The organism is Ruegeria sp. HKCCE4148, assembly GCF_017872495.1.
Taxonomy (GTDB): domain Bacteria; phylum Pseudomonadota; class Alphaproteobacteria; order Rhodobacterales; family Rhodobacteraceae; genus Ruegeria.
This window is the reverse complement of sequence record NZ_JAEDOS010000008.1, coordinates 1-19193: the sequence shown is the minus strand read 5'-3', so window position 1 is coordinate 19193 and position 19193 is coordinate 1. Positions and strand designations below refer to the sequence as shown.

The following is a 19193-nucleotide window of genomic DNA, read 5'->3' as shown; positions in this document are numbered from 1 at the left end:
ATCTCCGGTTACTAGCTTGGATTGGCACCTGCACTAAAGCTGCGCCTTGAGTTCTTTGACCCAGTTGTCCCACTGCGCGTGGTCGCCCTTGGCCAGAAGGATGCCCTCTTTCAGTTTGGATATGCCAAATCCCCAGGCCATCTTTGTGTCCACATGAGGTGGCATGACCAACTCACCCGGCGTGACCATGGCGTCGATGATGAACGGCTTGGTGCTGGCTTTGGCCTGTGCCACGGCTTCTTTGATGTCAGCGGCATGTTCCACGCGCACGCCATCACCACCGCAGACCTTGGCGTATTCGGCAAAATCCGGGTTCACCAGATCCGTTGCCATAGGGTTCACAGCATAGCCCGCGACCTCCATCTCCATCTTCACGAAACCCAGTGTCTGGTTGTTGAACACAATCACCTTGATCGGCCAGTGGTAGCGCACGGCGGTCACGAAATCCTGCATGGACATACCAAAGCCGCCGTCGCCACAGAACGTCCAGACCTCACGCGAGGGATCCAGCGCAGCCGCGCCGAGCGCCGAAGGCAAGCCAGAGCCCAGAGAGGAATGGTTGAATGATCCCACCATACGCCGCCCACCCTTCATTCGGGTCTGCCGCGCCACCCAGACAGTGCATTCACCTATGTCCATCGCAAAAACCGCATCTTCTGCGGCCTGATTGGATATCTCGCGGGCGAATAACTGCGGGTGCAGCGGTTCGCTGGCACGTTCAAGGCTGGCCTCTTTGTCCTGTTGCGCCAGCCACTTGTTGCACAGTTTGACCTGATGATCAGCGAAGCTTCGGTCTTCTTTTTCGGCTATTTGAGGCAGCAGCCGGTCCAGCGTTGCACCGACATCCCCCAACAAGCCCGATGCGATAGGCGCACGGCGACCCAGATTTTCAACGCTGCGGTCGATCTGCACGATCTTGGCCGCTTCTGGCAGGAACCATTCATAGGGAAAGTCGGTGCCCAGCATCACAAGCACATCGCAATCGCGTACCGCATAATAACCACCGGGGTTGCCGATGAGACCAGTCATACCAACCACATTCGGGTCATCGTAGTCGAAGATGTCCTTGCCCTTCAACGTATGCGCAAGCGGAGCGTTGAGCTTTTGCGAAAGGGCCAAAACCTGATCTTTGGCCTCGCGGCAACCTACACCGGCAAAAAGCGCCACCTTCTTGCCTGCGTTTATGATCTGCGCAGCACGGGCAATCTCAGCTTCGGGTGGGATCAGGGTAGAGGGCTGTTTCAAAAGCGGGTGGAACTGGTGCAGGCTGGGCACCTTTTGTTCGGATACATCGATGGGCAGTTCAATCCGCACCACCTCGCGGTTGATGAGCGCACGTTGCACGGCGATCTGGGCAAGACGCGGCATCTGATCCGGCGTGTGGATCACCGCCTGATAGTCGCACACATCATCAAATGCCTTTTCCAGGTTCACTTCCTGATGATAGCCAGTGCCGCGCTCGCGATGGGCGACTTGGCCAGTGATCGCCACCACGCCCGCGCCTTCGCGTTTGGCATTGTAGAGCCCGTTAATCAGATGCAAAGCACCGGGACCAACCGTGCCGGCACAAATGCCGATACCACCGGTCAGATGCGACTGCGCATAAGCCGCGTAGGCTGCGTTTTCTTCATGCCGCAAACCCTTCCATTCAAAACGGTCGTCCCCGCGCATGGCTTCGAGAAACGGGTTGAGCGCATCGCCAACCACGCCAAAGATCTGGCAACCACCTGCATCCGACAAAATGTCCAGCAGGACCTCACACACGTTTTTCGCCATGTCTCTCTTCTCTCGTTTCGAGCAAATTCAACAAGATGTAGCCAACATCCTGTCCGCCTTTAATTCAATAGCCATCCTAAAAATCAAAGTCGCTTCACCGACTTTTCAAATCACACAAGGGTCAATTGGATGTGACGGACACAAACACAGTATGATCCTGTAGGCTTGTGGATTGCCACAGGTTCCAAGTGTTTTTGACAATAAACCAGCCGGGGCAGGCGAATGCAGTTACTAAGCTGCACATAACCTCAAACAAAACACGTTGCGGTTCAGGAGTTGAAACCGCAACGCGTGCTTGAAAAGCTATCGGCAGTGTATTGGGTTATTCCCGACCCACAGCTTGACCATCTTCATCAAAAAAATGCAGCTTGCTGGTCGGAAAATGCAAACCGATATGTGCGCCCGGTTTGAGGTCCGTGTCTCCATTCAAACGCACAGTGACGTTTTCTTCAGCACCGACATCGACGATCAGGAACGTATCAGCACCCAGGTATTCGATCACCTCGATCACACCGTCCGTCTGGCCCTCGCCCGCTGCAACCACTTCAATGTGTTCAGGACGAACACCCAATCGGTTGGCTTCGCCGGAAAACGCAAATTGGCCCCCTCTGCCGTGTGCCAGCGTATAACTGCCGCCTTGAGCGGAACAGGTCAACACGTTCATTTTCGGGCTTCCAATGAACTGCGCCACAAACAGATTGGCCGGACGTTCATAGAGCTCGCGGGGCGTACCGACCTGCGCGATCTTGCCGTATTCCAGAACCACGATCCGGTCGGCCAGCGTCATGGCTTCGACCTGATCATGGGTCACATAGATCATCGTGCGCTTGAGGCTTTGGTGCAGCTTGGCGATCTCGTATCGCATCTCAACGCGCAGCGCCGCATCAAGGTTCGAAAGCGGCTCGTCGAACAAAAAGGCCGTCGGGTCGCGCACGATGGATCGGCCGATGGCCACACGCTGGCGCTGCCCGCCTGACAAGTCTTTGGGTCGGCGTTCCAGAAACGGCCCGAGTTTCAGAACCTCAGCCGCTTTGTTGACCTGTTCTGCGATTTCAGCCTTTGGCACCCCGGCCACTTTCAGCGAGAACCCCATATTTTCAGCAACAGTCAGATGCGGATACAGCGCATAAGACTGAAACACCATCGTCAGGCCGCGTTTCGAAGGCGGATGATCGGTGACGTCATTGTCGTTTATCAGAAGCGATCCGCGCGAAATATCCTCAAGCCCGCCGATCATGCGAAGCAGAGTGGATTTTCCGCAGCCCGACGGACCGACAAAGACAATGAACTCGCCTTCTTCAATCTTGAGGTCCACACCTTTGATGACCTGGGCGGACCCAAACCATTTTTCGACGGACTTCAGTTCGATGCTGCCCATTAGCTCCTCCCTGCCCAGTGTAGCCAGACCGCGGCTGTCCAGGTGAAGGCAGTGCCGCCAGCAGCGCTGCCTGTGTTGGGGTCAAAATACTCGGCGAAGCCGTAGGTCGAAATCAGCTTTGCTGTTTTCAGGCGCAGGTCTTCTGCCTGCCGCGTGTGTCCCATATCAGCCAGACCGAACCCAATCATCATGTTCATGATCGCCCAGGTCGGACCACGCCAATAGCGGCGCGCATCAAAATTCGGCATCGACGTATCATAGCTTGGAACCGGATAAGGAACGGTGTCCAACACAGCATCCAAACGCTTCAGCATCTGTTCCGACTGGATGCCTGCGTACCAGCACATATATGAAGCGTTCGAGATGCTGCCGGCCCATTCATCTGTACGAACGTCACGGGAATCGAAACTACCCAGATCCTCATTCCACAAGGATCGCGCACCATTTTCGAGCCTCTCAACATCCGAATGCAACCCTTCGGCGTCGACGCCCAGCTGGTCGCTGATCGCCAGCAGATCCCGCGCAGCGCGCAAGGTCGTGAATGTCATTGTCGGGTCGGCGACCCGAAACGGGTTTTTCTCCAACAGAGCCTGTTGGTTCCATCCGGCCTCTCGGCCAATCTGGACCAGTTTGATGTAACGATCATAGTCAAACTTGGTAGGGCGATCGTCGCTGTTCACATGCGCGATGTCCCTGCGCTGGTATTCCCCCACGTCAGAGGCGTCCATGCGCGCCATGGATTTATCCCAGTCAGGGGCATTGTCGCGACCTGCCTCCCAAGGGTGCGTCGTACAGACAGCGTCCTTTTCATCAAGCCGCCACTTCATGATCCAACGATGCCAGGCCAAAAGCTTTGGAAAGAGGGCACGCAGGCGCTGGTCGCCCACCTTTTTGTCCTGCTCCCAAATTTTGCGAACCATCGTTGCTGCGATGGGTGGCTGAATAATACCCGACGACGGGATCGGGCCGTTGCAACCCCATACATCCGGGCCTGGAAAATACCCGTCGTCTTGCTTGTGGAACAGGATATGCGGCACCATGCCGTCCGCCCATTGGCCCGAGAAAAGCGTCTCGACCTCAGTCCAGGCGCGGTCGATGTCGAATTCGGCAAAGCCCACGGCGGCAATCGCGCTGTCCCAGTTCCACTGATAAGGATACAGCCCCTCGGTCGGGATTGTGTAACCCCCGCGATCATTGGCAATCAGGATATTGCGCGCTTCGCGGTTGTGGTTCGTATGTTGATTCATTTCTGTCATCCTTTGACGGACCCCGCAGTCAGGCCTTTGGTCATGAAACGTTCAAGCCCCAGGAACAACGCCATGATCGGCAAAGTGGCGATTACCGCGCCAGCCATGAGATGTTGTCGGGGAATTTCCGAGGAGTTCAGCATCGTGACGCCTCGGGTCAGGGTAAATTTCGACGGATCGTCCAGCAGCATGAAGGCAAGCAAGAATTCATTCCAGGCGATCATAAAGACATAGAGCGAGACCGAGGCCAGCGCAGGCAGGCTGAGCGGCAGGGTGATCTTCCAAATCACGGCCAGACGCGACAGACCATCCATCAGACCAGCCTCTTCCACTTCGGTGGGCAGACCACGGAAATAGCCTTGCAGCATGTAAAGCGCGACGGGGATCGTCGTGACCGGGTAGATCATGACAATGCCGAGGATCGAGTTCCGTAGGCCCGTAAGCGAAAACGCGATATAAATCGGCAGCGCCAGAACGATCATCGGAACCATGTAGATCAGCAGGATCGACCGCGAAAACGCCTTTTGCCCTTTGAACCGGAACCGCGCCACCGCGTAGGCACCGGGGACACTGAACAGCAACGTGATGAATACTGTCAGGACCGAGACGTAGAAGGACGTCCAGAGATAAGTGCCGAAATTGAAGTCGCGGAACAGCTCGGTATAGCTGCGGAACAGTGCAGTGCCCTGGCTCAGATCAACGGAAAAATCCAGCGGGTTCTGCAATAGCGCCTGCTGAGATTTCAGGCTGGTCATCACCATCACATAGAAGGGGATGACGACAATTGCCGTGAAAAAGATGTACCCGAATCCGGTGCAAAAGCGGATCACCGCATCTTCGAATTCATGGCGTGTCAGTTCGGTGAAGGGCAGTTCCTTAAGGATCTCGGCCAATGACAGGTGCATGACAACCGCAACAGCGATGACAGTAGTTAGGCTTGCCTGCAGCGTCGTATCCGGACCAATCAGAACGGGACCCAAACCGCTTAGGCAAGACAAACCCAGCAGCACAGAGATCGCCAAACGCGCCGGAGCATGACGCGCCGGAAACGCAACATAGGTAAGACCTGCCACCGCGCCCCAGATCAGGCTCAACCCCACCTGCGGGCGAAACGCTGCGCCCGTGGCGAAGGACATGGTGACGGAAACGGTGGTTGAAATGATGACCAACCAGAGTGCGCCCAGAACCGGGCCAGTGATGAAACCTTTGCGCATCACAAACCCTCCTCACGGCTGATGAAGCGGAAGAAGACAAAGCTGAAGGCGATCAGGCACAGCAGGATGACCACGGCCACCGCCGCGCCTGCCCCGATGTTTGAGATCGCAAACGCCTGCTCATAGACATTCACAGTCAGTGTGCGGGTACCCGCATTACCACCGGTCAGCAGGAAAATGTCGTCGAACTTGTTGAACGTCCAGATAAAGCGCAGAAGGAACAGTACCGACAGGATGCCCAACAATTGCGGGATGCTCAGCAACCAGAACTTCTGGAAGGGCGACGCTCCATCCATATCAGCGGCTTCATACATGCTGCTATCAATGGATTGCATCCGCGCCAGAATGAACAGGAAAGACAGCGGGAAATAGCGCCAGATTTCGAACACCGTGACCATGATCAGTGCCAGAGGGCGTTCGCCGAAAAAGTTGATCGGCGCACTGGTCAGACCCATCTGGATCAAGAGCGCATTGGCTGAACCCGAAAACGGATCAAACAGCGTGACCCAGGTAAAGGCCACCGCAATGACAGGAGCGACATAGGGAAACAAGTAAAGGCCCCGGATGACCCCCTGCCCTTTGACGCTCTTGTTCAGCAAAAGCGCTGCAAACAGGCCCATAACCAAGGCGCCAATGGTCCCGAACACCGTGTAAAACAACGTTACCCAAAGCACGCCCCAGAACTCAGCTCCGTCAAAGACGCGAGCATAGTTTTCGAGGCTGAATTCAAAGTTGGTCAGAACGTTCGGTCCACTACCAGTCAAACGCGGTTCTGACGCTTCGACCACGTCTTCAAAGGCATCGGGATCGCCGTCGACGGCAACAGGAATGCGGATACGCTCACGCTGGCCCCCTTCCAGAGTGCCGAAGTCACAAAACAGGTCCTGCCCGTCCAAAACGCAGGGGGCGGCAACGTCCCCCGCAACGACACCGTCGGGCAGAACGTCACTAAGGGTGACGCCGTCGATTGCGATCTCCTGACTAGAGTTGCGCAGACGGTATTCAATCCGCAGATCGTCGCCCGATCCGCGCAGGCTTTCACGCACAACCGGTGCGGGTGGGCGGAGATCGGACAGGGTAAATGGCTTGAAGCTGATCCAGAAGATTGCCAGCAAAGGCAAGATCACCACAAGCGATACGCTGATCACGGTCGGAGCCAGCAGCGTCCAGGCCAGACGCGCCTCGCGTTTGGCTAACGCCCCGGTTCCGGTCGGTGGGGTGGCCGAAGTCATGGGGTACCTCGAAGGGTTAAGTGCAGCGGCGCGCACGCCGCTGCAGATGCCACTTGATTACTGAACCTTCGCCAGTTCTTCGTTCATGGCTGCAACCGCTGCGGCTGCGTCGATCTCGTCATCAATGTACTGACGTACAACACGATTGATGGCCTGAGAGTTGATCATTTTCGACGCCAGCGCCAATTGACCCTCGGCTACGCCCCAACGCTGCGCCACGTCCAGACCACCGACGATCTCATCGATCATCGCCTGTTCATACAACTCGCCCAGAGGGGCCTTACGGTCGACACCGACAGGCAGTTCCGCCCAGGCTTCAGAGAATGCAGTCGGATTGTCTGCATTACCACGGCGCACGGGGAACTTACCCTCAGGCGCAATGGCCAGCGTCTGGGTATAGCCGTCATCCATGGCAAACCTTACGAATTCCATGGCCGCGTCGGTGTCCGCATCATTGGTGATACCGAAATACCGCACGTCGCCCCAGGCCGCGCCATCGGGGTTCGACGGGCCCGACAATTTGGTCACGATACCGGTCTTGCTGGCCAGATCGCGCGATGTCGGGTCGTCGTTGATGGTCGGAGGGGCGCTGTCCCGCAGACCGGCCAGTTCATCAAGAATGAAAGGCGACCAGATGATCATCGCGGCTTTACCGTCGAAATACAGCTCACGCGATTGCTTCCAGAAAAGTTCACCCGGAGGCGAGGCTTTGGAAATGGCCTTGTAGAAATCCAAAACCTCGGTGGTCTTGGCCTCATCAAGCGGCTGGAAGCCATCGGGGCCAACCGGGCTGACGCCGTTTGCCAGGAATACATGCTCCAGCACCTGGCTCATGAAGTTCTCGTCAACTTTTGTGGCCGAGACAAAGCCATACATTTCTGGCGGGTTGTGCAGCGCCTCAAGTGCGGCCTGAATATCTGCAAAACTGTCGGGCGCTTCCAGACCGGCCTCTTCAAAAAGGTCCTTCCGGTACACAACCATTTGCGTCCAGCCATCCACCGGAACCGAGGCGGTTTCACCATTGAACGCAGCCATGCCCAAAGCACCCGGAGCGAAAGTATCAGCGCCCAGTTCTTCGATCACTTCGGTCGCAGCTTCGGTGTCCAGAATGCCAGCTTCGGCCCACGGCAGGGCGTACTGCAACGGGTGGTAGACCACATCTGGCAAGTCACCTGCGGCAAAAGCTGCTGTCGCGCGGGTGCCCAAATCTGTTTCTGTGACAGGGATCACCTCAACGGTCGTGCCGGTCTGCGCCTTGAACTGGTCGGCCATTTCCTGTTGTTTCGCCAGACGCTCGGGCTGCTCTTCGGTCGTCCAGAAACGGATCGTGTCCGCCTGTACCGACATTGCCGTCAGCGCCATTGCCAACGAAGAGCCGAGCATCAGCTTGGCTGCTTTTGGTGTAAGTTTCATGGTCGGTTTCCTCCCCGATTGTCTTCCATGGATCGTTTGATTTTTTTCGCCAACTCGTTCGAGGTCAGCAGCGGCGGTCCGTCAGAGTCGCGTTCAATCAGCACCGCCTGACTGAGTTCGCGCAAAGTTGCGGGTTCTTCTCCTCGGGTCTGACGTATCAGCATCGTAGCAAGGCGTTCACCTGCCCGTTTAGAGTCGACGCTGAACGTCGTTAGCCCGGGGCTGGCGTATTGGCATTCCGGGACCCCGTCATATCCAAGAACCGAGACATCGCGCCCGATCTCAAGGCCAAATTCTGCGCAGACAGAGTAGCTTCCCAGTGCCGCTTGGTCTGTCGCAAATACAATCGCGGTCGGCGGGACAGGAAGACGCAATAAAGCGCGCGCTTCAGCGGCCCCTTCTTCGCGGGTGCGGGCCCCTTCGCGTATCAATTCGGGATCAACTGGCAATCCTGCGTCCCTAAGCCCGTCGACATAGCCATCCCGACGCAGGTGGCTGTAGTTGAACTTTGGATCACTGCCGACAAACCCGATACGGCTGTGACCAAAACGGGCCAGACGTTCGACCGCGTCGCTCATGGCTGTTTCGCCGGAAATATCAAACCACGACGTATCGTCCTGAAACCCGACCTGACCATAGCCAGTCCGCCCATAAAGGATGAACGGCACCTGCAAGTCCTTCAGGTATCCAACGCGCGCATCATCGACTTCGGCTCGCGGCAGTATAAATCCGTCGGCCTTACGTTCTTCAACCAAACGGCCCAGCATGTTCAGCATGTCCTGTTTCGACTTCGCGGTCGAAATTGTCATCGTCCAGTCAGACGCACTGGCAGCTTCACAAGCCCCTGCCAGAAAGTCTTGGAAAAACGGATTGTGCCGATCCGGTTCTTCACTGTTGATGACCATTGCAATGGCACGCACGCGCCCCGTTCGGATGGCCTGAGCGTGGCTGAGCGGGCGATACCCCATCTTGCGCGCCGTCACCTCAACCCGCTTTCGCGTTGATTCTGAGATGTCGGAATACCCATTCAATGCCCGCGACACCGTGCTTTTCGAAAGGCCGAGTTGATCGGCCAGTTCATCAAGCTTCACCCGTCCAGTCGCCGAGGCGCGCCGGGATCGGATTTGTCGCTGTCGCGTGTTGAGATTCGCTGTCATTCCATCATTTTGCGTTTCCGAAACCGGTTTCGGCAATGGAAAAGTCCAATTTTTGTGCGTATTGTAAATTTCTGGTTTCACAAGCCGGGATACTTATGCTTCGGCATCAAATCTGAGGTCACCGCACTGATTGTCAGACAGTGACACTGATCACCTCTATGCACCGAGCCGCAACTACACGGCAGAAACACCTTATTGAAATTCGGTATTGCCCTAAGCGATGCCGCAAACGAGAGTTGACCGTGTACAAGTTTTTCTGCCATCAACGCGCCATGTTCGGTTCCGGGGACTCACCCGGAGGCAATAGGGAATGCAGTGCGGCTTTTTCTTCGCCAATTCTGCAACTGCCCCCGCAACTGTAAGCGGCGAGCGCGGCTGATCGTGCCACTGGGATATGCCCGGGAAGGCCAGCCAAGCGTTTTGACCCGCAAGTCAGGAGACCTGCCGAACATGCGCCCTCGGAATGGGCGTTGATCGTCGGCGACGGGGTGTGCGCCGAAACTGTTTGCCTATTTGAGCAAATGGTTTCGCATTCCCCAATGTCAAAAACCAATGCGTGCCGGGGAAGGCGCGACGTGAGAAGGACTTGTTTGTGAAACACTTTTTGTTGGCGGCAACAGCTGCCATTGCATTGCCTGCGATGGCTCAGGCTCATTTCCTGCTGGAATACACCGAAGATACCATGATTGATCGTCCTGGTGACGTTCCGGTCAAGTTGGTCTTCTGGCATCCGTTTGAAGCCGGGCACGTGATGACCCTGGAAAAGCCAGAAGAATTTTATGTGATCCACAACGGCGAAAAGACCGATTTGTTGGGTACGTTGGAAGAAACCACGTTCGAAGGCCCCGAGAACACGGCCAAGGCCTTTTTGGGCTCGGTTCCAGTGAAACGTTCTGGCGATTACGTCGTGGTAACGGTACCTGCGCCTTATTACGAGGAATCTGAGGATATCTATATCCAGCAGGTCACCAAGGCATATCTGAACCGAAACGAGCTGCCCACCGACTGGGACCAGCCGCAAGGTTTGGCTACCGAAATACTGCCGCTGAACAAGCCCTATAACATCATCGCTGGCTCGACCTTCACGGGACGTGTATTGAGCGAGGGCAACCCAGTGGCTGGCGTAGAGATTGAAATCGAATACATGGCCGCGGAACCCGACTTGGCCGGAAACGGCGCAAAAAACGCAACTGCTTCCCCACTGCCAGGCGGCGCACTGGTCGCAATTTCGGACGAAAACGGCTATTTCACCTTTGGCGTGCCAAAAGCAGGCTACTGGGGTTTCGCAGCGTTGGGTTCGGGCCCGAAGACTGAACATGAAGGCAAAGAACTAAGTCAGGACGCTGTGATCTGGATCCGCGCCTGGGATCTGGAGTAACCCATATGCATATTGTGGACGGAGCCCTTTCGAACCCTGTTGTGATTGGCGGCGCAATCGCGGCAGCAGGCGGGATCGCCATGGGGCTGAAATCGCTGGACCTGGATCGCATTCCCACTGCCGGGGTGTTGTCAGCCAGCTTTTTTGTCGCCTCACTGATCCATGTTCCGATCGGCCCGTCCTCTGTGCATTTGATCCTGAACGGTCTGGCCGGGCTTTTGCTCGGCTGGGCGGCCTTTCCGGCGCTTTTTGTTGGCTTGCTGCTTCAGGCTGTGTTCTTCGGCTTTGGAGGACTGACAGTGCTTGGGATCAACACAGTCAACATCGCCCTTCCGGCGGTGCTTACATGGATAATCTTCGGTCGTCTGATCGCCAAGGGCACGCCTGTTCAAGGAGCAGTTTGGGGCGGCATAGGCGGCGCTTTCTCAATCGCAGCTACGACGGCTTTTGTCGCAGTATCGCTGGCGCTGTCGGGCGACGAATTCCTGCCGGCTGCGAAGCTTGTGTTATTTGCTCACGTCCCTGTCATGGCCGTCGAAGCGGTTCTGACCGGGTTCGCCATTTTACTGGCTCGTCAGGTTAAACCAGAACTCTTTTATAAAGGCGCATCGGCATGAGGCAACTGCTCGTTGTTTTTGCGTTGTCACTGATGCCGCTTCCTGCGCTGGCCCACAAAGTTATCGCAGGGGTCTTTCCTGCAGGCGATGCAATCGAAGGCGAATTGGGCTTTTCAAACGGCGATATGGCGCAAAACCAAAAAGTCATCGTGTACGGGCCCGATGGTGCTGAGTTGGGACGAACACTGACCGATACAGATGGTTTCTTCCTTTACACCCCGACCAACCCGGTAGAACACACGTTCAAAGCAGACTTGGGCGCGGGGCATGTGGCAGAAGTCACCATGCCTGCTGCCGATGTCGCGGCGATAATGGGTGTTGAAGCTGACGTGGTCGAAACTGCCGCAATGATTGCCCCTAAGGAAGGTGGGACGCAGGTGACTGTTGCATCATTGACGAACGAAGAACGCGCCGCAATTGCTCAGGCGGTCCGAGACGAAACCCGCCCGCTGCGACGCGAGATTGCCTCCTATCGTGAACACAATGATCTGCAAACGATCCTGGGTGGCATCGGTTACATCATTGGTTTGTTCGGAATCGGCTTTTACATCGCCGCACGCAAGAAGATGACCTCCTGATGGCCCACGCCCTGGAACCCCAGGCCAAGACATTGGCCGAGACTGGTACGGGTGCATCCTTTTGGGTGATCCAAGGCTTGGATCCTCGGATGCGGATCGTGGTGGCGAGTGTTTTTTCCATTGTCACGGTCTCGCTCAGCACCATTCCAGGGCTGATTGCGGCATTGGCTGTTTCTATCGGAGTGCTGCTGATGTCTCGCCTGCCCATTCGCCGAACGCTCAAACGTATGGCGATGATGGACAGCTTTATCATCTTCATGTTGGTACTTTTGCCATTTACCACGCCCGGGGATGCGATGTTCAACTTGTTTGGGTTTCCGGCCAGTTGGCAAGGCCTTTGGAAAGCCACTGAGATTGCGCTGACAGCTAACGCCGTCATATTGTCCCTGATGGTTCTGGTTGGAACGATGGAACCGGTTACGCTTGGCCACGCGTTGCATAAACTGCGCTGTCCCGAAGCACTCGTCCACCTTCTGATGTTTACCATTCGCTACATCGAAGTTTTACGCGAGGAATATATGCGCCTGCGCGCGGCGATGAAGGTCCGTGGGTTTCGACCGGGCACTAATTGGCACACGTATCGCAGCTTTGGCTATCTGGTTGGCATGATGTTGGTCCGCGCCATCGAACGGTCCGAGCGAATCTTAGCAGCGATGAAATGCCGAGGGTTCTCTGGACGGCTTCTCTTGCTGCAGGAATTTAACCTGACCCTGCGCGACTACGTGTTTGCGGCGACTCTATGCATAGTGTGCATTGGGCTTCTTTGTCTGGATTTCGCATGACGATCCTCAAGCTGGAAGACATTCATTTCGCCTATCCCGGTCAAGCACCCGTACTGGACGGCGCCTCGCTTACGCTTGAACCAGGGCAACGCCTGTCGATTGCAGGACCTAACGGAGCAGGGAAATCCACCCTGTTTGGAATTGCGCTTGGTTTGCAAAAGCCAACCTCGGGTAGTGTGATCGCCCTTGGAAAAGATCGGCGCACCGAGGCCGATTTTCACGAGGTTCGCCGCGAGATCGGACTGGTGTTTCAAGACCCTGACGATCAGCTGTTTTGCCCCACTGTGGCAGAAGACATCGCGTTTGGGCCTCTCAATCTAGGGCGCAACAAGGACGATGCTCTCGCCATCGTCGACAGAGTTCTCTCTGATCTAGACTTGATGCACTTGCGTGATCGCATAACACATAAATTGTCGGGGGGCGAAAAGCGTCTTGTGACCCTTGCCACCGTATTGGCGATGGAACCCCGGGCACTGTTATTGGACGAACCAACAAATGCGCTCGATATCCAGAACGAAGCCCGCCTGCTGGAGATACTACAGGGTTTGCCACAGGCCATTTTACTGGTCAGCCATGCGCCATCCTTCCGTCAGGCATTGGCCCCGGACACGCTTGAATTGAGAAACGGTAGACTTGTCGCCGCGGGATTTTGAACTGCTGCGCTTTGCCGACGATTGGTCAACACATCGGCCCCCTGCCCCTCATCAGGCGAAACGGTATACGGAAAAGGCCGGTAAGCCCGCGCTGTGGTGCCCATGGATGTCGTTTCAGCTTCGATAGCGCTGTCCAGTGCTTTGCGGAACAGTTTTGCGCCCTTATCCAGACCAAGATCAATATAGGGTGTCTTGGCGTGCTTAATACCCAGATGCACCTGCTCCAACACCCCTTTGTCTTCGAGAAACGCCATCCGCATGCGTCATTCATGAACTTTAAAACCTCTGCGTTATCGGGGTCTGTGTTTCGGTGCTGAAACCAAAAGTACCGGGTTCGGTCCTCGTCAAACGGCGTCATGAAATTGTACGAGATATTGACTTAGATCTTGTCGAATGGGGGTTGCCATAGCCACCGGTTCCAACAGGCGCGTAAACGGATCTGTTCAGCGCGATAGCAGGCAGGCACATCTCGTAATGCTGAAGCCGGTCGCAATCGCTCGGAAACGACACCGGGGTGCCATCTTCCTGCCGGAAGAAAACGATGTTCTTAGCCAGAAACGTTTCGGCCTTCAGCACGCGCCCGATATTTTTTCTCAAGGCCACAACTTACCAGCAATTTCTCAGAAACATCGATTGCCCGCCAATCCATCATTTGGCTTGCTAAAGTATGGGCGCCCAAACGCCGCCATGCCATGTCAGAGTAGTAATGGGTTGTATAAGCCTGACTAATTTCAAACTGAAGCCGGCGGAGGGATGTCAGGTTGCGCAGCAACCTCGGAATGAATCCAGCTCAAGAATTCGGCAACCTTTTCGCTACCCTTGGTTTCGTGCGGTCGGACCAGCCAATAAGACAACGGCGATTGGGTCATTTCCGCAAAGGGTCGGACCAAACGCCCGTCTGCCATCATGTCAATGACCAAAGGCTCGCGCCCCAGTGCCACACCTAATCCTTCAATCGCCGCCTGAACAACCATGTTTGACTGCCCCAGTCGCCGTGTCCGCAGCGCGGCTGGCAAGGTCAGGCCACAGCGCCGCGCCCAGAATTCCCATGTGGGGCTCGCCGCTCTGTGATGTAGATTCTCGTCCACCAACATCGTGTGACGTGCGAGGTCATCGACCTTGCGAAGGTCCGGCAACAACGACGGCGCGCAAACCGGAAACAGCTGCTCTGTCATAAGTAAATCGACCTGACAGCCCGGAAAATCGCCCAAGCCATAGCGAATTCCGATATCCGCATCCGCACCGGAAAACGGGAATTGTCCGGTATCGGTTGCTATCGATATCGACAGGTTCGGGTGGGCCATGTCAAAGCGTAAAAGTCGTGGAAACAACCAGTTGAACGCAAAACCCGGCAGACATGAGATAACGATTGTCCGATCCGAGCGTGTTTTATCCCTGAGTTGTGCGCATACATCCGAGATGCGCCCCAGTCCTTCCGAGATCGCAAGGGCCAACAACTCTCCTTCACGGGTTGGGCGCGACTGACGTGCGCCCCGCACCAAAAGCTCGCGCCCCAACCATTCCTCAAGGCTGCGCACATGCTGACTGACAGCGCTCTGGCTGACGCCCAATTCGGTAGCAGCGGGTGAAAACCCCGAATGTCGGACGACGGCCTCGAACGCTCTTAGTGCGGAATAGGGCAAGTTCAAGATCATATTAGTAACTCTAATGTCACTCATTAATACTTTCAAATAGATTGGCTGCAAGCCCCTGGCGTAACCTTGACCAATTCGATCCTATGGGAGACGCGAATGTCGGACATCACGCCGGAACGTGGCGCGCAAAACCTGTTGGCAAACTGTGCCCATGCAACGGCCGGAGACCGGCTGCTGATCGTCTACGAACCGCCAGAGTACGGGTATTTCGACGCGGACAGTGTCGAAATCGTCTCGCGTGTTGCCAAGTCCATGGGCCTGTCCGTCGAAACGGTTGATGTGGGGTTCAACCCTGACACTCCGCATCTGCCTGTGGACTTGCTTAAAAGGTTCGAAACCGCCGATGTTATCCTGTTTCTGGCCCGCCTCGGAGATCAGCTACGGTTTTCGCAAATGCCCAAGGGCAAAAAGATCATCGTCAGCTTTGCCCTCAGCCGCGAACAATTCGGGTCGGGGTTTTCGAACGGGCACCACGACGCCTTCATGGAACTCAAGGCCGAGATCAACTCTGTACTAAATACCGCGCAGGAAGTGCGTTTCACGTGCCCCCTTGGCACGGATGTGCGGGGGCGGCCTGAAATGAACCTGGACCCTTCGGGTGATACCTCCATCCTGCGCTTCCCGATGTCGGTTTTCACGCCTGTCCCTGCACACAGCTTCTCTGGCCAAGTGGCCCTGACCTTCCTGACAGGGACCGGATCAAAATACTATGAAGGTTACACTACCGAATTCACTCATCCCGTTCTTGCGCGCCTAGATCAAGGCCGCCTGACCGGGTTCGAGGGGCATCCTTCAGATGTAGCGCGGGCAGAGACTCATTATGATCGGGTGGCCGAACAGTTCGAAATTGACCGGAACTTTGTGCATTCCTGGCATGCTGGCATTCATCCCGGATGCGGCTACCCCTGGGACATGCGTGAGAACTATGAACGGTGGGGCGGGGCGGCATTCGGCAATCCGCGCATCTTGCATTTCCACACATGTGGTGCTTACGCTCCCGGTGAAATCAGCTGGAACGTGATCGACCCGACCATTGTCATCGACGGCACAACCTATTGGCAGAGCGGGCGTTTTTACGCCGATCGTCTGCCGCGCGGTTCAGAGATACTAAGCCGGTATCCTTGCGCCGCAGGGCTATTTGCCCATCCCGACACAGATATCGGGTTGCGCAAAACAGGTTAATCATACTGACACTAATGCGCGCGCTCTACATTGGTTCACCAAGATACGGAATTCGCCAAACAAACGTGGCGTGACACCAACGATCGCTCAAAACCTGGGCTATGAATACAAGGAAGGAACCAAATTTGTCTGCCTGGATCAGGATGATATCTGATGAAGAGGCCGAAGCGCCGCTTAAGGCCGTTCTGGACCTTGCGCGAACTCCGCATGGAACGGTGGACAACGTTATGCGCGTGCATTCCCTGCGCCCCAATACCATGAAAGGGCATGTGGTTTTGTATCGCGCCTGCTTGCACGATGACAGCAACACGATCCCAATGTGGTTTCAGGAAGTGGTCAGTTCTTATGTTTCGACGTTGAACACATGCCCGTATTCCTACGCAAATCACTGGGCCAACGCGCGGCATCTGATCGGGGATGACGCGCGGGCGGACAAGATCGAGGCCGCGCTCAAGGCGCAACGACCGCAGGATGCGTTCGACGGCGAACATCTAGAGGCCTTGATCTACGCCGAAAAGCTCACTGTGTCGCCTGGCACTATGGTTGAATCCGACGTCACCGCACTGAGACACGCAGGTTGGGACGACGGCGAGATTCTCGAAATCAACCAGATCGTCGGCTATTTCAATTATGCCAATCGATTGCTCAACGGATTGGGCGTCACAACGGATGGCGATGTCGTAGGGTACTATGCCGACGAATGACCTGAGCGCGACGCGTGCTGGTTTCATTGTCAATCGACAACCATCCTGATTTCGCCGAAGACCTTGAGTGAGGCGCTCTTGGTTCAACCTTTTACGCCACGGAAACTGGCAAACGCTCAGAGAAGAAGACTTCAGTTTTCACGCGTTTTGCCAATGGCGGGATTAGCCAGCCAGACCAAAGCGCATACGCTCGGTTTGATCTGGCCAACTTGCTCTGATGTCCTCGCTCCAAGCCAATGGAAGAAACGCACCTCAGGATAATTGTCGTCCTTGGCGATCAGCTGACCCCCCAAGATCGCCGCGCTGCGTCGGGGCATCGCCGCGCGTGATACCGTTCTTGTTTGCCGCAACACGGGACAACGCGCTGGAGCACTTTGTGCAGACGGCCTTACCGCATTTCGGTGACTGTCAGGACGCGATTTAGATGGGTGAACCGTTTCATTATTATTCGGTCCTAGCTCAGTATCTGAACGCCGGGCTGCTGTATCCACTGGAAATCTGCCGACGGGTTAAACGCGCCTATTATGACGGTCATGCCCCGCTGAACGCGGTCGAAGCCTCCAATGTCATTAGCTTGAGTCAGTTTGCCGACTGAGGATTGCTGGGATCGAAACCCTATGCGGCCAGCAGCAATTACATCAACAAAATGTCGGATAATAGCGACACGTGCCGATATGATGTAAAGCAAAAAACCGACCCGAAAGCTAGCCCGTTCAATCCGCTGTATTGGGATTTTTCGTTGCGCAACGTAGAAAAACTGCGCGGCAATCCTCGCCTCAGCCAAGCCTAACGAACGTGGGACCGGATGAGCCAAAAGAAAAAATCAGGGCTATCTTGAAAGCGCGGCGAGGGTGTTGGACAACCTATGGCTCATCGGTGGGCGTACCACAGCAGCGCGACAACTATGGCTAAAATCAACGAAAGAGGCGGCAGCAGAAAACCTCGGAAAAGGTGTGCCATTGGTCAAAACTGCTGTCCAAATTCTTGACGTAAATGTCCAACAGGAAACGCCGCGACAGGGCAGTAATAATACAGCTTGTTGAAAACGGCCAAGTCATCGGGACAGCTACCCTTGATCCGGCCACAGCACCTATCGCCCGTACCGCTAGATCGCTGGAAACCCGCAACTGCTAATTCAAGCAGACATGTGTCCAAGAAACCGTCCGTTCCGAACCTGTTCTGGGCGTAATTTGTAACGTTTAATAAAGGCCCGCGACATTGCCGTTCGGGACGAAAAACCAGTTGCAGATGCGACCTCAACAAGTGGCATGTCAGTATACTTCAAAAGACTGTTGGACCTCTCAAGGCGGAGTTCCTTATATGTGTCCAAAAGAGTCATGCCCGTTTTACACAAGAACCTTCGCTGAAGCTGCCGGATGGACGTCCCGACCAGTTCAGAAAGCTCAGAAATCCTGAGCGGGTCTTCGATGTTATCCAGCATTGTATCCACGGCAAGGCTCACAAGCCTGTCTCCATTGGACTTTCGAATGAGGCGATTTGCGACCTGGCTTTCAGTTGCACCCTTGGGTTCGGCCAGCCCGACATACCGCCGCAACGTGTCTGCCAAATGCTCACCATGATCCATTGACACAAACTCGGCCAGCAGACGTAGGGCGCTGATCCGTGTGTTTGCGCTGTGCGTGCGCCCATCTGGGGGAAAATGGATCGAAGTTCCGCTGTTTCCAATCCCCAGTTCCAGCGCTGCGGCTTCGAAACCCGAATGCACGGCTGCTGTGCTTCTGTCAGCACTTCCGAGTTGGGCCAGCAGCATCACCGCCCCCCCTACAAGAACAGACCTGGGGGACAAGTTCAGCACCTGATTCACCCAGGACCTTTCAGCTGCAGTGGGGCACCAGGCGCGTTCAAAATCCCCCCAAAAAATCGCGGTACGTCCGGCCCAATACAGCGGACCTCCTACTGGCTCTCTAGCAAGGACACGTAAATTCACAACATAGGTGTGTTTTTCCACCAAAGTGTTCAGCGCCCGGTAAAACTCCATAATCAGTTCAGCAGAGGCTTTGTCAGAGTTTCGGTACAAAACGACATCGATGAATTGTAACCGATCTGACACCGGGGCAGAGCCTTTGGCAGCATTCTCGTGATCATTCGTGACAACGTAGTGTTTCATTGGATGTACCAACCTTGGTTTGGTCAGTGCCAAATTGTTTGGGAAGTTTCCGATTGGCGAAAACCCCGCCTATGTTTTGGCGGGGTTTTGTTATGGGAT

The 19193-nt window shown here is 55.6% G+C and carries 18 protein-coding genes and 1 riboswitch; of the genes, 8 read left to right on the top strand and 10 right to left on the bottom strand.

Annotation, left to right across the window (positions count from 1 at the left end; genetic code table 11):
* Positions 1-33: 33 nt before the first annotated feature.
* The 7 genes from I9187_RS17535 to I9187_RS17505 all read right to left on the bottom strand — a co-directional run bounded on the left by I9187_RS17535 (position 34) and on the right by I9187_RS17505 (position 9417).
* A complete protein-coding gene (locus I9187_RS17535; RefSeq protein ID WP_171238275.1) occupies positions 34-1776 on the bottom strand; it encodes a thiamine pyrophosphate-dependent enzyme in 1743 nt (580 codons plus the stop codon).
* A gap of 322 nt (positions 1777-2098) precedes the next feature.
* The gene (gene ugpC, locus I9187_RS17530; protein WP_171177238.1) at positions 2099-3154 is read right to left on the bottom strand and encodes a sn-glycerol-3-phosphate ABC transporter ATP-binding protein UgpC; all 1056 of its coding nucleotides are present in this window, start codon (positions 3152-3154) and stop codon (positions 2099-2101) included.
* Positions 3154-4401, bottom strand: a complete 1248-nt coding sequence (locus I9187_RS17525; RefSeq protein ID WP_348540134.1) for a hypothetical protein — start codon at positions 4399-4401, stop codon at positions 3154-3156. Before I9187_RS17525 ends, ugpC begins: the two co-directional genes overlap by 1 nt.
* A 5-nt stretch (positions 4402-4406) precedes the next feature.
* The gene (locus I9187_RS17520) at positions 4407-5615 is read right to left on the bottom strand and encodes a carbohydrate ABC transporter permease (protein ID WP_171177242.1); all 1209 of its coding nucleotides are present in this window, start codon (positions 5613-5615) and stop codon (positions 4407-4409) included.
* Positions 5615-6847: a sugar ABC transporter permease gene (locus I9187_RS17515; RefSeq protein ID WP_209940281.1), complete on the bottom strand. Its 1233-nt coding sequence runs from the start codon at positions 6845-6847 to the stop codon at positions 5615-5617. The genes I9187_RS17520 and I9187_RS17515 overlap by 1 nt, the downstream gene beginning before the upstream one ends.
* A gap of 57 nt (positions 6848-6904) precedes the next feature.
* Positions 6905-8260 (bottom strand): extracellular solute-binding protein, encoded by a 1356-nt coding sequence (locus I9187_RS17510; RefSeq protein WP_171177246.1) that lies wholly within the window; start codon positions 8258-8260, stop codon positions 6905-6907.
* Positions 8257-9417 (bottom strand): substrate-binding domain-containing protein, encoded by a 1161-nt coding sequence (locus I9187_RS17505; RefSeq protein WP_171177248.1) that lies wholly within the window; start codon positions 9415-9417, stop codon positions 8257-8259. Before I9187_RS17505 ends, I9187_RS17510 begins: the two co-directional genes overlap by 4 nt.
* Before the next feature lie 260 nt (positions 9418-9677).
* Positions 9678-9881, top strand: a riboswitch (cobalamin riboswitch).
* Positions 9882-10009: 128 nt separating this feature from the next.
* Here I9187_RS17505 and I9187_RS17500 point away from each other — a divergent pair.
* The 5 genes from I9187_RS17500 to I9187_RS17480 are packed head-to-tail and all read left to right on the top strand — an operon-like array spanning position 10010 to position 13425.
* Positions 10010-10795: a DUF4198 domain-containing protein gene (locus I9187_RS17500; RefSeq protein WP_171177249.1), complete on the top strand. Its 786-nt coding sequence runs from the start codon at positions 10010-10012 to the stop codon at positions 10793-10795.
* Positions 10796-10800: 5 nt separating this feature from the next.
* On the top strand, positions 10801-11412 hold the full coding sequence (gene cbiM, locus I9187_RS17495) for a cobalt transporter CbiM (protein WP_171235057.1): 612 nt from the start codon (positions 10801-10803) through the stop codon (positions 11410-11412).
* Complete coding sequence (locus tag I9187_RS17490) at positions 11409-11990, top strand: cobalt ABC transporter permease (protein ID WP_209940280.1); 582 nt, start codon at positions 11409-11411, stop codon at positions 11988-11990. The genes cbiM and I9187_RS17490 overlap by 4 nt, the downstream gene beginning before the upstream one ends.
* Positions 11990-12772: a cobalt ECF transporter T component CbiQ gene (cbiQ, locus tag I9187_RS17485; RefSeq protein ID WP_171177257.1), complete on the top strand. Its 783-nt coding sequence runs from the start codon at positions 11990-11992 to the stop codon at positions 12770-12772. The genes I9187_RS17490 and cbiQ overlap by 1 nt, the downstream gene beginning before the upstream one ends.
* Positions 12769-13425 (top strand): ABC transporter ATP-binding protein, encoded by a 657-nt coding sequence (locus I9187_RS17480; protein ID WP_171177259.1) that lies wholly within the window; start codon positions 12769-12771, stop codon positions 13423-13425. The genes cbiQ and I9187_RS17480 overlap by 4 nt, the downstream gene beginning before the upstream one ends.
* On the opposite strand, the gene I9187_RS17475 is transcribed toward I9187_RS17480, so the two are convergent.
* Positions 13362-13679: a hypothetical protein gene (locus I9187_RS17475; protein ID WP_174827342.1), complete on the bottom strand. Its 318-nt coding sequence runs from the start codon at positions 13677-13679 to the stop codon at positions 13362-13364. The genes I9187_RS17480 and I9187_RS17475 overlap by 64 nt on opposite strands.
* 477 nt (positions 13680-14156) lie before the next feature.
* A complete protein-coding gene (locus I9187_RS17470) occupies positions 14157-15080 on the bottom strand; it encodes a LysR substrate-binding domain-containing protein (RefSeq protein ID WP_171177261.1) in 924 nt (307 codons plus the stop codon).
* Between the two features lie 96 nt (positions 15081-15176).
* Here I9187_RS17470 and I9187_RS17465 point away from each other — a divergent pair, with 96 nt between their 5' ends.
* The 3 genes from I9187_RS17465 (at position 15177) to I9187_RS17455 (ending at position 17561) form a co-directional block, all read left to right on the top strand.
* The gene (locus I9187_RS17465) at positions 15177-16262 is read left to right on the top strand and encodes a hypothetical protein (RefSeq protein ID WP_171177263.1); all 1086 of its coding nucleotides are present in this window, start codon (positions 15177-15179) and stop codon (positions 16260-16262) included.
* 125 nt (positions 16263-16387) lie between these two features.
* Positions 16388-16966: a peroxidase-related enzyme gene (locus tag I9187_RS17460; RefSeq protein ID WP_209509354.1), complete on the top strand. Its 579-nt coding sequence runs from the start codon at positions 16388-16390 to the stop codon at positions 16964-16966.
* A 424-nt stretch (positions 16967-17390) separates the two neighbouring features.
* Positions 17391-17561 carry a hypothetical protein gene (locus tag I9187_RS17455; RefSeq protein WP_171177269.1) on the top strand — a complete coding sequence of 57 codons (171 nt, stop codon included), beginning with the start codon at positions 17391-17393 and terminating at the stop codon, positions 17559-17561.
* Between the two features lie 540 nt (positions 17562-18101).
* Here I9187_RS17455 and I9187_RS17450 read toward each other — a convergent pair.
* On the bottom strand, positions 18102-19094 hold the full coding sequence (locus tag I9187_RS17450) for a helix-turn-helix domain-containing protein (RefSeq protein WP_171177271.1): 993 nt from the start codon (positions 19092-19094) through the stop codon (positions 18102-18104).
* Positions 19095-19193 lie beyond the last annotated feature (99 nt).

Excerpts from the sequence above, each read along its gene's own strand:
- I9187_RS17505 (WP_171177248.1), bottom strand. The coding sequence starts at position 9,417 with ATGACAGCGAATCTCAACACGCGACAGCGACAAATCCGATCCCGGCGC.
- I9187_RS17510 (WP_171177246.1), bottom strand. The coding sequence starts at position 8,260 with ATGAAACTTACACCAAAAGCAGCCAAGCTGATGCTCGGCTCTTCGTTG.
- I9187_RS17455 (WP_171177269.1), top strand. The coding sequence starts at position 17,391 with ATGGGTGAACCGTTTCATTATTATTCGGTCCTAGCTCAGTATCTGAAC.
- I9187_RS17490 (WP_209940280.1), top strand. The coding sequence starts at position 11,409 with ATGAGGCAACTGCTCGTTGTTTTTGCGTTGTCACTGATGCCGCTTCCT.
- I9187_RS17480 (WP_171177259.1), top strand. The coding sequence starts at position 12,769 with ATGACGATCCTCAAGCTGGAAGACATTCATTTCGCCTATCCCGGTCAA.
- I9187_RS17535 (WP_171238275.1), bottom strand. The coding sequence starts at position 1,776 with ATGGCGAAAAACGTGTGTGAGGTCCTGCTGGACATTTTGTCGGATGCA.
- cbiM (WP_171235057.1), top strand. The coding sequence starts at position 10,801 with ATGCATATTGTGGACGGAGCCCTTTCGAACCCTGTTGTGATTGGCGGC.
- I9187_RS17475 (WP_174827342.1), bottom strand. The coding sequence starts at position 13,679 with ATGGCGTTTCTCGAAGACAAAGGGGTGTTGGAGCAGGTGCATCTGGGT.
- cbiQ (WP_171177257.1), top strand. The coding sequence starts at position 11,990 with ATGGCCCACGCCCTGGAACCCCAGGCCAAGACATTGGCCGAGACTGGT.
- I9187_RS17465 (WP_171177263.1), top strand. The coding sequence starts at position 15,177 with ATGTCGGACATCACGCCGGAACGTGGCGCGCAAAACCTGTTGGCAAAC.
- I9187_RS17515 (WP_209940281.1), bottom strand. The coding sequence starts at position 6,847 with ATGACTTCGGCCACCCCACCGACCGGAACCGGGGCGTTAGCCAAACGC.
- I9187_RS17470 (WP_171177261.1), bottom strand. The coding sequence starts at position 15,080 with ATGATCTTGAACTTGCCCTATTCCGCACTAAGAGCGTTCGAGGCCGTC.
- I9187_RS17525 (WP_348540134.1), bottom strand. The coding sequence starts at position 4,401 with ATGAATCAACATACGAACCACAACCGCGAAGCGCGCAATATCCTGATT.
- ugpC (WP_171177238.1), bottom strand. The coding sequence starts at position 3,154 with ATGGGCAGCATCGAACTGAAGTCCGTCGAAAAATGGTTTGGGTCCGCC.
- I9187_RS17450 (WP_171177271.1), bottom strand. The coding sequence starts at position 19,094 with ATGAAACACTACGTTGTCACGAATGATCACGAGAATGCTGCCAAAGGC.
- I9187_RS17520 (WP_171177242.1), bottom strand. The coding sequence starts at position 5,615 with ATGCGCAAAGGTTTCATCACTGGCCCGGTTCTGGGCGCACTCTGGTTG.